Here is a 13,210-nt window from a genome sequence, read left to right on the forward strand (position 1 = left end):
TCAGAAAGCCCGCAGATCGGATTCGATCTCTTCGAGTTCGTGCTGGCTGAGCGAGCTCAGGGTCAGGTCGGACGGGGTGAGTCCGCCCGCTCCGGGTTCGCGGGCGTGCGCGACCAGGGTCCGGAGGCTCCGGAACCACGCCTGCGCCAGCTCGCGGGTGTCCGCCTCGGACACGACGCTGTCGGCCCAGGCCCAGGTGGCCCGCAGCTCCGGACCGTCGGCCCGGTCCACCGTGGCCGCGTTGACCTCGATGCTGTGGGCCATGGGCATCCCTGATCCCGTGTCGTCCAGACCGGTCCCGTACTCCGGTACGACCGACCAGTCGGTGTCGTCCGAGACCTCGAAACGGCCCAGGTAGTTGAAGACGAACTCCGGCTGGGCCGCCTCCTTCAGCAGGGCGCCCGTCTCCGGGTTCAGATGGCGCAGGAGGCTGTAGCGGACTCCCTTGTCGGGTACCGCGCGCACCTGTTCCTTGATCCGCTTCACCGTGTCGCCCACCGCCGGTCCTGCGGCGTGCGGCTCCGCCCGGTCCGTCTCGCCCAGGTCGAGCCGGATCGGGAACAGGCTGGTGAACCAGCCCACGGTCCGGGAGAGATCCACCTCCGCGAGCGCGTCCTCCCGGCCGTGGCCCTCCAGGTGCAGCAGTGCGGTGCCGTCCCCGGCCGTGCCGCGTGCGCGGTGCCAGTCGCCCAGTGCCAGCGCGAGACCGGCGAGGAGTACGTCGTTGATGCCGGCGTTGAACAGCGAAGGGACCGTGGTCAGCAACGCCTCGGTGAACTCGGCCGGCAGGGACTCGGTGAAGCTCCGCTCGCGGCTTTCGAGGTCCTGCCCCGGGACCCTCGCCCGGTCGCCGAACCGGGCGGCGCCGGGACGCAACCGGTCGAGCCAGCCGGGGAGTTCGGCGACGGCGGTCCGTGAGTGCGCCTGCTCGGCGAGGACGTGGGACCAGCGGCGGAACGAGGCCGGCACCGGATCGAGAGCGATCGCGGCGCCCTTCTCGACGGCCTGCCAGGCCGTCGCGAGGTCGGCGGCCAGGACACGCCAGGAGATGGAGTCGACGGCCAGGTGGTGGACGACCAGGGCGAGCAGGCCCCGGCGATCCGGTCCGGCGTCGCACCACACGGCCTGCAGGACGTTGCCCTCCCGGGGGCGGAGCCTGTCGCGGGCCGCGTCCGACTCCTGTCGTACCAGCGCGGCCAGGTCCTGTCCGGGGTGTCCCGCCACGTCGGTCCGCCGGACGGCCGAGGCTGCGTCGATCGCGCCGGGCGGCAGGGTCTCCAGCGCCCAGTCCGCCCCGTCGCCGGGCACGGACAGCCGCAGGCGCAGGATGTCGTGGTGGTCGAGCAGGGCCTGTGTCATCGCGATCAGGCGGGGCTGTGTCAGCCCGGCCGGCGTGCGCAGGACCGCGAACTGGTTGTAGGTGTCGACCGGGCCGCCGCGTTCCCGGAGCCAGTGCATGATCGGCGTGGTGACGACCGGTCCCACGCCGCTGTCCGCGACGGGCGCCCGCTCCCGGTCCGGCGTGGTGGCCGTCTGGGCCAGCGCCGCCATGTCCCGCCGTGTCAGCACGTCGCCGACGGTGATCCGCAGACCGGCTTTCCGTGCCCGGCTGACGAGTTGCATGGCGATGATGCTGTCTCCGCCGAGCGCCACGAACCCGTCGTCGGCCCCGACGTCGCTCACCCCGAGGACGTCGGCGACCAGGTGGCACAGGACGCGCTGGTGCCGGGTGACCGGAGTTTCCCCGGCCACACTCGAATTCGGTTCATCGAAAGGGCTGGTCACGTATTCCCTCATTCCGAGTCCGGTCTGGAATCAGGAACGAAGTTAGCGAGCGGCGCTCGGCGCCTGCGGCAGTCGGAGCGGCAATTGGAAGGAGCGCCGCGGAGGAACGCGGCTGAATTGCCGGTGGGATTGCCGCCGGACGCGACGGAGCGCACGGACGATGACATGCGCGACGTACGGACGGAATCACATCGAGAAGAGGCTCAGCGGTGACAATCCAGCAGGCGGTCCAGCCGACGGTCGACCTTGCGATGTTCGGTGGTGGCCGGGCCGTACCCAGAGAACTCGGCATCAGGCCCTGGCCGATGGTGACCGACCAGGACGAGCAGGCGGTCCACCGGGTCCTGGGGTCCGGCCGGTTCACCACCGCCTCGTCGGGAGAGCAGGAGATCGCGGGCTTGGAACGGGAGTGGGCGCGGTACGTCGGCACGGAGCACTGCGTGGCGGTGAGCAACGGAACGGCCGCGCTGTCGGTCGCGCTGAGCGCCGCGGGTGTGGAGCCCGGCGACGAGGTCATCGTGCCCGCCCTGAGCTTCATCGGCAGCGCCACCGCCCCGCTGCACCTCATGGCCGTCCCGGTGTTCGTGGACATCGACCCCGTCACGTTCAACCTGGACCCCGCGGCGGTCGAGGCCGCGATCACCGGCCGGACCAAGGCGATCGTCGTGGTCCATCTGCACGGCCTGCCCGCCGAGCTGGACGAGATCACCGCGATCGCCGACCGGCACGGGGTGACCGTGGTCGAGGACGCGGCGCAGGCGCACGGCGCCCGGTACCGGGGCCGGTCCGTGGGCTCGTTCGGCGCGGTGAACGCCTTCAGCCTCAACGTCAGCAAGAACCTCGCGACCTGCGGTGAGGGCGGCCTGATCACGACCGACGACACGGACGTGGCGACGAGGGCGACCATGCTGCGGCAGTTCGGTGAGCTCATTCCGGCGGGCGGCGAGCGCAGTTACGTGGCGCATCTGCTGGGCTGGAACTGCAAACCGAACGCGGTGCAGGCGGCGTTCACCCGCAGCCGTCTCGCGCGGCTCCCCGCCGAGACGGCCGTCCGCGAGGAGAACGTGCGCCGGCTGCTGGGGCGGCTGGCCGCGTATCCCGGCTTCCTGGTGCCCGAGGTGCCGCAGGACCGCACCCATGCCTGGCACATCCTTCGCATCCGGGTGAACCCCGCCGCCTTCGGACTGGCCGACGCGTTCGCGGGCCCGCTGCGCGCGGTCGTCCAGCGGGCCCTGCGTGCCGAGGGCGTGCCCGCCGTGCCGTACCAGCTGCAGCCGCTGCCCGCGCAGCGGGTCTTCACCGGCCGGCGCGGGTTCGGTGCCTACCCGTGGGCGCTGCCCGGTGTCGTGGACCGCCCCTACCGTGCCGAGGACTTCCCGGCCACCCTGCGGGTCCTGGACGACTCCTTCACGATCCAGAAGGCGCATCTGCACCCGGACTCGGGCCCGTTGCTCGACCGGTACGCCGACGCGTTCGAGAAGGTCTGGCAGCACCGCGAGACGCTGGCCGCGGTCGCCGCGACGACGGACTACACACCGCACTGGGAACGCGCCTCGGAGATCGCCGACGCCGAATGGGCCGGGGCGTTCGGCGCCCGGTGACCGCACACCACTGCACCCCATGATCCTGGTTCCGGATCATGGGGTGCAGTGGTGTGCGGTGAGGGTGGGAGCCGGTTCGGACCTCCGCGGCCGGTTCGGCGCCGGGGTTCAGGCCAGCAGGCGTCGTACGTGCTCGGTCACCGCGGCGCCGGAGATGCCGTTGCGCGCCAGCAGATGCCGGTGCCCCCCGGTGCCGGCGGCGAACCGGTCGGCGACCGCCACCCGCCGTACGGGGCAGGCGACACCGAGGTCGGCCACGACCTCGGCCACGGCGGACCCGAGGCCCCCGGCCGCCCAGTGTTCCTCGACGGTGACGATCCCGCGTGTGCGGGTGGCGGCCTCGACGATCGCCTCCCGGTCGAGCGGTTTGACCGTGTGCATGTTGAGCACGGCCGCGTCGATCCCGGCGCGGGCCAGTTCACCGGCGGTCTCGACCGCGGTGAGCACGGGGTGCGGTCCGGTGGCGATCAGCGTCACGTCGGTGCCCCGGCGCAGGCGCTGCGCGACCCCGATCCGTACGGGCTCCGCCCCCGGCGCCAGACTCGGCGTCGCGCCGCGCCCGAGGCGCAGGTACACCGGTCCCGGCAGCTCCGCGGCGGCCCGGACCAGGGTCTCGGTGGCAGGACCGTCCGCGGGCACCAGCACCGTCATGTTCGGCAGCATCCGCATGATGCCGAGGTCTTCCAGCGCGTGGTGGGTGGAACCGAGATGGCCGGCGGAGAGTCCGCCGTGGGTGGCGGCGATCCGCACCGGCAGGTCGTTCCAGGCGATGTCGAGCTTCACCGCTTCCAGCGCGCGGGTGGCGGCGAAGGTCGCCATGGTGTTGACGAAGGGGATCCGGCCGGACCTGGCGAGTCCCGCCGCCACACCCATCAGGTTCTGTTCCGCGATACCGAGGTTGAGATAGCGCGGCGCGGCGTCGCCCCAGTCGGTGCCGGAGAACAGACCGGTGTCGCTGTCGAGGCACACATGACGCTCGTCCCGGCCGAGCAGTTCGACCAGGACGTCCCGGTACACCTCCCGGGCCGCGCGGGCGTCGGCGGACACGGTGGGTTCCGTGGACACGGGGGGTCCGGTGGGTCCGGTCGACACGGTGGGTTCGGCTGTCACGACGGTCATGTCGTCTCCGTTCGGGGTCGTTCGCCGCGCAGCACCGCGGCACGGGCACGCCGGTGCCCGCGCTCGGTGAGCCGGACGTAGTGGCTGCGGGCCTGGCCCTCGATGTAGGGCAGCCCTTTGCCCTTGACCGTGCGGGCCAGCAGCACGGTCGGCCTGCCCGGAGTGTGCGGGACGCGCGACAGGGCCGCCCGCAGCTGGTCCGGCTCGTGCCCGTCGACGTCGAGCACCGTCCAGCCGAAGCTGCGCCAGCGGTCCCCGAGCGGCTCCAGGCCCATGGTCTCCTCGGTGTCTCCGCTGATCTGGAGCCCGTTGCGGTCCACGATCGCCACCAGCCGGTCCAGGCCCTGGGCGCCGGCCGCCATCGCGGCCTCCCAGACGGAACCCTCCTGCAGTTCGCCGTCGCCGAGCACGACGAAGCAGCGCCGGTCGCTCCCGTCCAAGCGTGCGGCGAGCGCGAAGCCGACGCCGAGCGGCAGTCCGTGGCCGAGTGACCCGGTCGGCATCTCGACCCCGGGGACGGCCGGATTGGGGTGCGCGGTGAACATGCTGTCCGCGGTGCCGTAGCTCGCCAGCAGCTCCTCGGGGAAGAAGCCCCGCTCCGCCAGGACGGCGTACAGTCCGATCGCGCCGTGTCCCTTGCTCAGCAGCAGGATGTCCCGGTCCGGGGCCTGGGGCCGCTCCGGGTCGATCCTCAGCACGTCGCGGTAGAGCGTCACCAGGATCTCGACCATGGACATCGATCCGCCTAGGTGGCCGCCCTCCGGGTTGGCGCACATCCGCACGACGAGTTCCCGTGCCGTGCGCGCGTGGTCGTCGCTCATCGGTTCTCTCCGGGGAGATGTTCGTCCAGTTCGGCCAGCGCACGGGTCAGCACCCCGATGCCGAACAGGTACTCGGACAGTTCGATGTGTTCCCGGTCGGAGTGGTCCAGGCTGCTGTCCCCCGGCCCGTAGGTGGCCATCGGTACGGTCCACCGCTCCGCCAGGGTGTTCATGTCGGAGGTGCCGGTCTTCACCTTGGCCCGCGGGCTGCCGCCCTGTGCGCGGATCGCGACCGACAGCGCCCGTACCACCGGGTCGTTGCGGCCGACCCGGCAGGCGCGCACCGTGTTGACGACCTGGAGCGTGTCCGGGTCCAGCCGTGCGGACAGCGCGGTCACCAGGCCCTCGGCGTCGAAGCCCGGCGGGATGCGGATGCTGAACTCCGCGGTGGCGGAGGTCAGTCCACCCTCGATCGACGTCAGGGTCGGGCCGGGGCTGTCGAATCGGGCGTGGCTCGCGCCGGGGCCGAGCAGGTCCAGCAGCTCCGTCCAGGCCCGGGCGGCGAGTTCGGACGCCTTGGGCACGACGTTGCTGGGGTGGGTCGCCTCGCACCGTACGTGGTAGCGCAGGTCGAGCTTTCCCTTGTACCCGAGGACGACCGTGTCGCAGCCGCTGGGCTCGCCGATGACCAGCGCGTCGGGCGGCTCGTGCGTACGGCGGATCTCCATCGCGCCCCGGGACATCGTGGTCTCCTCCTCCACCGCGCCCACGACGACGATCCGGCCGCGGAAGCCGGTACTGCCGGCGGCGGCGCAGATCATCGTGGCGAGCGGCCCCTTGGCGTCCACCGCGCCCCTGCCGTACAGGCGGTCGCCGTCCACCCGCACCGGGATGTCCCCGGGCACGGTGTCCAGGTGCCCGAGCAGCATCACCGTCGGCCCCGGGCCGCGCCGGATCTCTCCGACGGCGTTGCCCGCCGCGTCGATCCGCGCGGTGAGACCGGCGCCGCGCATGGCGTCCACGACGTGGGCGGCCAGCTCCGACTCCTCGAAGGACGGTGAGGGGATCTTCAGCATGCCCTGCAGCAGTTCGACCGCTGCCGGGTCGGAGAACCTTGTCACTCTTCCTCCAGGAGCACTTCGGTGCACGCGCCCGCCAGGGCCTCCTGGACGGGACGCGGCCTGCGGCCGTCCGCGATCAGGACGCGCCGCACACCGGACAGCAGTGCGTCCCGGGCCGCGATCAGCTTGACCCCCATGCCGCCGGTGACCACCGGCGGCGCCCCCCGGCGGGTAACCCGGCAGACGGGGAGCACCGACCCCTCGTCGTACCGGTCGGCCAGCACCCCCCTCGCCCCGGTGAGCAGCACGAGGGTGCTCGCCCGGACGGCGCCCGCGACGGCCGCGGCGACGCGGTCCGCGTCCACGTTGACCACCCGGCCGTCCTCGGCCACGGCGGGCGGCGACACCACGGGCAGCAGCCCCGCGGTGAGCAGCGTGGACAGCAGGTCGTCGTTGACCGCGACGATCCGTCCGCAGTGGTCGTCCCTGACCATGACCCGGCGTCCGTCGACGAGTGCGCGGTGCGCCGGCTTGCGGGCGGCCACGAGAAGTCCGGCGTCCAGGCCGGTCAGCCCGACCGCGTCCGCTCCGGACGCGCGCAGGGCGGCCAGCAGCCGGGGTTTGACGGAGCCGGCCAGCGCCAGCTGCACCACTTCGAGCGTCGACTCGTCGGTGTACCGGGTCGACACCCCGTCCGGGGCGACGAGCCGGCGCGAGGGTACGTCAAGGCGTTCGGCGAGCCGGTCGATGTCCGCCGAGCCGCCGTGGGCGAGGATCACCGGCCTGCCGCCGCGGTGCACGGCGGCGACGTCCGCGCAGATCGCCTCCGACCGCACGGCGGCGTTGCCGCCGCATTTGACCACGAGAATGTCGTGCATTCGCTTCATCAGCCTCACGTCAGTTCGGATGCAGTCCGGTGAATTCCAGGCCTGTCCGCTCCGGCCAGCCGAAGCGGACGTTCAGGCTTTGCACCGCGCCGCCCGCGCCGCCCTTGACGAGGTTGTCCAGGGCTCCGATCAGGACCGCGGTGCCGTCGTCCGCGGACACCGCGAACCCGACGTCGCAGAAGTTGGATCCGGTCAGGATCTTCGGCTCCGGGAGCCGGTAGAGGCCCTGCCGCTGGGCGATGACCCGGACGAACGGCTCGTTCCCGTACGCCGCGCGGAACGCGGACCTGACGTCCCTCTCCGACGCGCCGGACGCCAGCTTCACGTGGCACAGCACCTGCACGCCGCGGACCGCCTCGACGCCGGTGGCGGTCATCCGCACGGGGTGCCCCGTGGCCTGGGCGATCTCCGCCTCGTGCCGGTGCCCGGAGGGGGCGAACACGCGGAGGGCGCCGCTGCGTTCGGCATGGGCGCCGGCGGCCCCGGCGGAGACGCCCGAGCCGCTGGAACCGGTTCTGGCGTCCACCCGGACCGTGCCCTCGATCAGCCCCGCCCGGGCCAGCGGCCGGACCGCGAGCATGCCGGCGGTGGCCATGCAACCGGGAACGGATATCCGGTCGCTCGTGGCCAGTTCGGCGCGATGCCATTCGGGCAGCCCGGTGGTGAATTCGGGAATCAGCTCCGGCGCGGTGTGCGGGACCCCGTAATAGGACGCGTAGATCTCGGGGTCCCGCAGGCGGAAATCGCCGGACAGATCGATGACCGTCCCGGCCAGTTTCAGGAATTCGGCCATCCTTCCCATGGTTTCCCGGTGCGGAGCGGCCAGGAGGAGTACGTCGAAATCGATGGTTCGCAAAGTGTCGTGGCCGACGAAGCACAGCTCCGTGTGGCCGCGCAGATTGGGGTGGGGGCCGTCGACCCGGCGTCCGGCCAGGCGGTCGGAGGTGGCGGCCACGACGGTGACCCGTGGATGACCGTGCAGCAGCCGCAGCAGTTCGCCGCCGATGTAGCCGGACGCCCCGACGATCGCTACTCGGAGCATGAGCGTGACTTCTCCAGGAGGTGGTCGACGATCCGGTCGGCGACGGAGACCGTGTCGCCGAGAGCCTGCTGGAGACCGGAGAACTCGACGCCGTGGTTGACCTCGAGGACCAGGATCTCTCCCGTCTCGTCCTCGATCAGGTCGACACCGGCGATCTCGGCCTCCACGGCCTGCGCGGCCATGACCGCGAGTTTCGTGATGTCCGGTGTGAGGGGGCACAGTTCGCTCACGGCACCCCGCGCCACGTTGGTCCGCCAGTGCTCACTGCGCCGGTAGGTCGCGGCCAGCGCCTCGCCGCCCACCACGATCACCCGGATGTCCCGGCCCGGTTTGGCTATCCATTCCTGCAGGTAGACGATCCGCGCCTGCGGTGAGGGCAGGGCGGCGACGTACTCCAGCACGGTCTCCGCGGTCTGCCGGTCGGGCAGCGCGGAGACCAGCCGGCCCCACGAGCCCTGCAGCGGCTTCACCACGGCCGGATAGCCGAGGCTCTCCAGCGCCGTCAGCGCGGCTTCCGGGGTCAGCCCGAGGGCCGTGCGCGGGGTCGGGAGTCCGGCTTCGACGAGTGCCGCGGACGTGCGCCACTTGTCGCCGCACAGCGCTGTCGCCCGTGCGGAGTTGACCACCGTCGCACCCGCCGCCTCCAGCGCGTCGGCCGCGTACGTCGCCCTGGCGAGCCCGATCTCCCTGTTCAGCACGATCGGATGGGGGAAGCGGTCACCGAGTCGGTGCCACCACTCGCGGCTGTCGAGGTGCCGATGGGCGATCCCCCTGCGGGAGAGGGCTTCGAGGATTCTCTTCTCGCTGGCCCGTACCCGGGACGCGAGGACCGCGAACGGCTCGGCGCGGCTCACTCGCCCCAGTCCTCTTCGATCTCCGGCGCGAGGGCGGCCCGTATCGGGTCCAGCGTGAGGATCTCCAGTTCGCTGGCGCATTCACCGCATTCCACTATCTCGCCAATCACCGGTGTTCCGGCGGGAACCACCGCGTTCTCACATTCCGGGCAGGTGACCATTTCCAGTCCCTTTCATCGACCGCCAAGACACGGGTAAACGTAGGGGCCGCCGTGGGCCCCGGTAGGCAGAAGCAGCGGCAGTCTCAGCCGGCCCGGGCCACGCCCGTCGGGACGCGGTCCCGTCCGTGCAGGAGCCGCACCAGCTGCAGCGCCGTGAAGTGCTCCGGCAGTCGGGCGCCCGCCGGCCGTACCAGGCCGTGGACCAGCAGCGCGTGCAGGGCGGCGGCCGGATCCGGCACGAGGTGGCCGAGGTCCGCGACCGTCCAGTAGGGACGGTCCGCCACCTCGGCCAGCACCCGGCGGTGGCGCTCGGCCACGATGCCGACGCTGCGCGCGACGGAACGCAGCAGGTCCTGGCAGCCGCAGCCCGCCGGGGAGGAGAGGAGGGAGGAGTCACGGCCGGCCCTGGCCAGCAGGAGTTCGGGCGGGTACACCAGGCACCAGCCCGCCGCGTACTCGAGTGCCCTGGGTACGCCGTCGAGCCAGCGGCACAGCCCCGCCACGGTGTGCGCGTTGTCCTGCCGGAGCCGGAACCCCGGCCGTGAACGGCGCATGTGGGACAGGAACAGGGCCACGGACGCGACCTCGCTCAACCGGGCGTGGTCGTGGTCCCGCGTCTCCTCCGGCACGGCCATCGCGGTGAGCGGCAGGACGCGTTCGCCCGGCAGGTGTCGTGGTGTCAGGCCGGTCACCACGACGCGCAGTCCCGGCCGGCGCCGCAGCAGTTCGCCGATGTCGACCCCGCCGGGGCCCGGGGCGTCGTCGCCGTCGATCACCAGCAGGTCGTACCGCTCGCCGATCGCCTCGACGAGGTCGTCGGTCGAGCCGGCGGGACCCGGCGGCCGTTCGCCGGAGCCGGAGTTGGAGCCGGAGTTGGGGTTGGAGCCGGAGTTGGAGTGTGGGTTGGGGCCGAGGCCGGTCGCGGGGATCGCGCCACAGCACAGGGGGTCTCCGGCCGGGGCGTGCCACCCGACCCGCCAGCCCCTGGCGCGCAGTAACTGGGCCGCCTCGAGCACCAGATGCGTTTTGCCGATGCCCCCGATGCCGACGACGCTCACCAGACGGTGACCGTGGACGGTCACCTGATCGAGCAGAACCTGCAGTTCGGCTTCCCGGCCCACCAGCGCGCCGGGCGGAGCCGGTGGCTCGGGCAGGGCGGGCGGCGCGGGCAGTTCGAACAGGGAGACCCGCAGGTCCGCCGGGCTTCCTCCGGCGGCGTGCAGTTGCAGACGCTCCGTGTCGCCCAACCGCAACGCGTCGGCGAGCAGCCCCACGCTCTCCCGCCGGGGCCGTCGCACCCGTCCGCTCTCCAGGTCCCGGATCGCCCGGACGCTCAGCGTGGCGAAGTCCGCCAGCTGCTGCTGTGTCAGCCCGGACCGGCCCCGGTGCCGCTTGAGGAGCTCGGCGAAGGGAGCTGTTTCCCGGGCTCCCTCCGTCGGTGCGGGCACCGACCGCTGACGCGGGCCGCCCGCGGCGCGTTCGCGTAACGAGATTCCGGTCGCCGTGGTTTTTCCGACGGCATGCGGACTGACATTCAAGCGCCGGGGGATCTCCCCGTAGGTGTCCCCGCGCGCCACATGTCCGAGTCCTTCTCTTTCCCGGTCACCAATTTTCCGGACAGCATCCCGTATTTTATTGCTCACGGAGTCGGGCGCCCTTTCTCTGTCTGATTCCTGCGTTCCGGGACCTGCTGGATCACAGACTCCGGAACTCGCCACGGGTCGACTTCCCCGTGTGTACCTGCAGGTCATCCGGCTATGCGACCCCAGCCGCTGTCGTCGCCGGGCGTGGCGGAAGCAGTCGTCGTGTAGTCGGCGCTCCCCATGTCGGCGGCGGCGGTGCCAGCGACGGTGCCGACGGTCAGCGCGAAGAGAACGGTGGCCACGAACACACGGACAGACTTCATGGTTTCTCCCAGAATTCAGAGTGAGGAATGTTTGGAAGGTCCCGTCCGGTGGTGTCCGGCCGTTTCCCCTTCCGCTCTTCCAGGATGGTGTGCGCCCGTCCCACAATCCACCGACGGAACCATTCACCAAGTTCTCCGGCACCAAAGCGGGGGGTGAACGAAAAACCCACGGGGCCGCAATCGATGGCAATACGGACGCCGTCGGCGGGGTGCGGGCCCGCTGCGGGCCGGATGCGGTCCGGTTCCGGGAGCCGGTCGTCGCCGTCCACGGCCACGCGGGCGTCGCTCGTGGCCGGTTCCGGTGGGATCGGGCCCCGCCGGGACCCCGCACACGCGAAAGCCGGCCCTGGACAGGGCCGGCATGGTCGGGCGGGGATACGGCGGGGCCGGTGGCCGGCGCTCCCGAGGTCTTCTCGTGAAGCGCCGGCCCGCCCTGTCTCAGCCGGTCTTCACCGTGTCCCCGGCGATCAGTCCGTGGCCGTCGGGCGCCGCACCCAGGGCGTCGCCCAACTGCACGATCTCGTTGTGCTCGTCCACGAAGACCACACGGGGCTCCACCTTCGAGGCGTCCCCGTCCGCCACCGCCGCGTAGGCGATGATGATCACGAGGTCGCCGTTCTGGACGAGGCGGGCCGCGGCGCCGTTGACGCCGATGATCCCGCTGCCCCGGGGCCCCTCGATCACATAGGTCTCCAGCCGGCTGCCGTTGTTGATGTCCACGAGGTGGATCAGCTCGCCGGGGAGCAGATCGGCCGCGTCCATCAGGTCGGCGTCGAGGGTGAGGGAACCGACGTAGTTCAGGTCACACTGAGTGATCGTGGCTCGGTGGATCTTGGACTTGAGCATGGTACGGAACATGGCTGTCGCCTTTCGGGTTCAGTGCCTTCTGGTCTGGAACCACGCGTGGACGTCGGCGGAGAAGAATGTGGTGAAGCCGCCCCGGAAAACACGCGGATGGATGCTCGTACAGCGCAGGCGGGCAGTTCGCGGGGCACGGCGGCCGGACGAACGATCGGCATCGGCGGTGGCCGCGTGAATCGGCCCTCGTACGGATGCCGTGAGCGCGCGCGAAAATATCTTCGACGGCGGTCGCAGAGTATTCCATGGGAAAGCAGCCTTCGCCAGACACGCATTCTCGGGACACCGCGATGATGTGAGGCCGAGACCACCTCTGAGCTGCCGTAAAGCCGTCTTCACCCAGGACTCCGGCCGCTCCGGGCCGCCGGATGAACAGCGGCGGAACAGAATACCGATTCCCTCTCCGAACCCTGTCTCCGTGGCCTGTTCTGCTCGCATGGGCGTGAAATGTGACCCGCTCACTTTCATGTCGCGCAGTTTGCTGAGGGGCCGGGGGACTGGAGGCGAATTACCCGCCGGAGTCACAGTGATGAGGCACCGGGGGCGTATGCGAACAATCGCGAATTCGCCCTCCGCTGCGGAAGTCAGAAGTCTTCGAGCCCGAAGGGAACGGAATATGACGGTGGACAGCGCGACCGAGGAGGCCCGGGAGATCGCCGTACGGATCGCCACGGTCTTCGGAGAGGTGCTGGGCGCACAGGAGGTGCCCGACACGAGCAGCGGATTCCTGGACATCGGCGGCGACTCGCTGACGGCCGCCCGGGCCGTGTCCCTCATCAGCGCGCAACTGGGCGTCCGGATCACCGTCCGCGACCTGTTCAGGTCCCGGACCCCCGAGTCGCTCGCCCTCGTGGCGCTGCGGCGCCCGGCCGCCTGACCCGCTCCGGGGGCCGGCCGCTTCGGAGCCGGCCGCTCCGGGCCGGCCCGCGGTGAGGGCCGGCCGTACCGATCGCACGTCCGTAACGACTTTTCGAGAGGTGAAGGCATGGTGGCGCAGACGTACCGCGTGGTGGTGAACGGCGAGGAGCAGTACTCGGTCTGGCCGACGGGACGGGAACTGCCCGCCGGCTGGTTCGACGAGGGCACCTCCGGCTCCAAGGAGGACTGCCTCGCCCATGTCGAGCGGGTGTGGACCGACATGCGGCCGCTCAGCCTCCGTCAGGCCCGGTGAGACG

The 13,210-nt window shown here is 71.4% G+C and carries 14 protein-coding genes; 3 read left to right on the forward strand and 11 right to left on the reverse strand.

Translation table 11 applies throughout. The features are described from left to right. The gene (locus tag ACZ60E_RS16250) at positions 1-1,785 is read right to left on the reverse strand and encodes a condensation domain-containing protein (RefSeq protein ID WP_469440989.1); all 1,785 of its coding nucleotides are present in this window, start codon (positions 1,783-1,785) and stop codon (positions 1-3) included. Between the two features lie 209 nt (positions 1,786-1,994). Between ACZ60E_RS16250 and ACZ60E_RS16255 the strand changes: the two genes are divergently transcribed. Next, positions 1,995-3,386: a DegT/DnrJ/EryC1/StrS family aminotransferase gene (locus ACZ60E_RS16255; RefSeq protein WP_469440991.1), complete on the forward strand. Its 1,392-nt coding sequence runs from the start codon at positions 1,995-1,997 to the stop codon at positions 3,384-3,386. Positions 3,387-3,494: 108 nt separating this feature from the next. On the opposite strand, the gene ACZ60E_RS16260 is transcribed toward ACZ60E_RS16255, so the two are convergent. The 10 genes from ACZ60E_RS16260 to panD form a co-directional block, all read right to left on the reverse strand. After that, the gene (locus tag ACZ60E_RS16260; protein WP_469440993.1) at positions 3,495-4,505 is read right to left on the reverse strand and encodes a transketolase family protein; all 1,011 of its coding nucleotides are present in this window, start codon (positions 4,503-4,505) and stop codon (positions 3,495-3,497) included. Next, positions 4,502-5,326, reverse strand: coding sequence for a transketolase (locus ACZ60E_RS16265; RefSeq protein WP_384798322.1), 825 nt, complete (start codon positions 5,324-5,326; stop codon positions 4,502-4,504). Before ACZ60E_RS16265 ends, ACZ60E_RS16260 begins: the two co-directional genes overlap by 4 nt. Beyond that, the gene (locus ACZ60E_RS16270; protein WP_384798325.1) at positions 5,323-6,387 is read right to left on the reverse strand and encodes a M20/M25/M40 family metallo-hydrolase; all 1,065 of its coding nucleotides are present in this window, start codon (positions 6,385-6,387) and stop codon (positions 5,323-5,325) included. Before ACZ60E_RS16270 ends, ACZ60E_RS16265 begins: the two co-directional genes overlap by 4 nt. Next, the gene (locus tag ACZ60E_RS16275; protein ID WP_469440994.1) at positions 6,384-7,205 is read right to left on the reverse strand and encodes a [LysW]-aminoadipate kinase; all 822 of its coding nucleotides are present in this window, start codon (positions 7,203-7,205) and stop codon (positions 6,384-6,386) included. Before ACZ60E_RS16275 ends, ACZ60E_RS16270 begins: the two co-directional genes overlap by 4 nt. Positions 7,206-7,224: 19 nt before the next feature. Then, positions 7,225-8,256, reverse strand: coding sequence for an N-acetyl-gamma-glutamyl-phosphate reductase (gene argC, locus ACZ60E_RS16280; protein ID WP_384798331.1), 1,032 nt, complete (start codon positions 8,254-8,256; stop codon positions 7,225-7,227). Then, on the reverse strand, positions 8,244-9,110 hold the full coding sequence (locus tag ACZ60E_RS16285; protein ID WP_384798334.1) for a RimK family alpha-L-glutamate ligase: 867 nt from the start codon (positions 9,108-9,110) through the stop codon (positions 8,244-8,246). Before ACZ60E_RS16285 ends, argC begins: the two co-directional genes overlap by 13 nt. Beyond that, complete coding sequence (locus tag ACZ60E_RS16290) at positions 9,107-9,271, reverse strand: lysine biosynthesis protein LysW (RefSeq protein WP_210888966.1); 165 nt, start codon at positions 9,269-9,271, stop codon at positions 9,107-9,109. The genes ACZ60E_RS16285 and ACZ60E_RS16290 overlap by 4 nt, the downstream gene beginning before the upstream one ends. 83 nt (positions 9,272-9,354) lie before the next feature. Continuing rightward, a complete protein-coding gene (locus tag ACZ60E_RS16295; protein WP_469440997.1) occupies positions 9,355-10,719 on the reverse strand; it encodes a helix-turn-helix domain-containing protein in 1,365 nt (454 codons plus the stop codon). A gap of 299 nt (positions 10,720-11,018) precedes the next feature. Next, the gene (locus tag ACZ60E_RS16300; protein WP_453791560.1) at positions 11,019-11,177 is read right to left on the reverse strand and encodes a hypothetical protein; all 159 of its coding nucleotides are present in this window, start codon (positions 11,175-11,177) and stop codon (positions 11,019-11,021) included. 438 nt (positions 11,178-11,615) lie between these two features. Continuing rightward, complete coding sequence (gene panD / locus ACZ60E_RS16305) at positions 11,616-12,035, reverse strand: aspartate 1-decarboxylase (RefSeq protein WP_384798343.1); 420 nt, start codon at positions 12,033-12,035, stop codon at positions 11,616-11,618. A gap of 616 nt (positions 12,036-12,651) precedes the next feature. On the opposite strand from panD, the gene ACZ60E_RS16310 reads away from it, so the two are divergent. Beyond that, positions 12,652-12,912 (forward strand): acyl carrier protein, encoded by a 261-nt coding sequence (locus ACZ60E_RS16310; RefSeq protein ID WP_469440999.1) that lies wholly within the window; start codon positions 12,652-12,654, stop codon positions 12,910-12,912. Positions 12,913-13,020: 108 nt separating this feature from the next. Then, positions 13,021-13,206 carry an MbtH family protein gene (locus ACZ60E_RS16315; RefSeq protein WP_384798349.1) on the forward strand — a complete coding sequence of 62 codons (186 nt, stop codon included), beginning with the start codon at positions 13,021-13,023 and terminating at the stop codon, positions 13,204-13,206. Positions 13,207-13,210 lie beyond the last annotated feature (4 nt).

The organism is Streptomyces sp. NPDC102514 (assembly GCF_055584525.1).

Bases quoted from the DNA above. Each gene is read 5' to 3' on its own strand.
- ACZ60E_RS16260 (WP_469440993.1), bottom strand. From the start codon at position 4,505: ATGACCGTCGTGACAGCCGAACCCACCGTGTCGACCGGACCCACCGGA.
- ACZ60E_RS16265 (WP_384798322.1), bottom strand. From the start codon at position 5,326: ATGAGCGACGACCACGCGCGCACGGCACGGGAACTCGTCGTGCGGATG.
- ACZ60E_RS16275 (WP_469440994.1), bottom strand. From the start codon at position 7,205: ATGCACGACATTCTCGTGGTCAAATGCGGCGGCAACGCCGCCGTGCGG.
- argC (WP_384798331.1), bottom strand. From the start codon at position 8,256: ATGCTCCGAGTAGCGATCGTCGGGGCGTCCGGCTACATCGGCGGCGAA.
- ACZ60E_RS16290 (WP_210888966.1), bottom strand. From the start codon at position 9,271: ATGGTCACCTGCCCGGAATGTGAGAACGCGGTGGTTCCCGCCGGAACA.
- ACZ60E_RS16300 (WP_453791560.1), bottom strand. From the start codon at position 11,177: ATGAAGTCTGTCCGTGTGTTCGTGGCCACCGTTCTCTTCGCGCTGACC.
- panD (WP_384798343.1), bottom strand. From the start codon at position 12,035: ATGTTCCGTACCATGCTCAAGTCCAAGATCCACCGAGCCACGATCACT.
- ACZ60E_RS16310 (WP_469440999.1), top strand. From the start codon at position 12,652: ATGACGGTGGACAGCGCGACCGAGGAGGCCCGGGAGATCGCCGTACGG.
- ACZ60E_RS16315 (WP_384798349.1), top strand. From the start codon at position 13,021: ATGGTGGCGCAGACGTACCGCGTGGTGGTGAACGGCGAGGAGCAGTAC.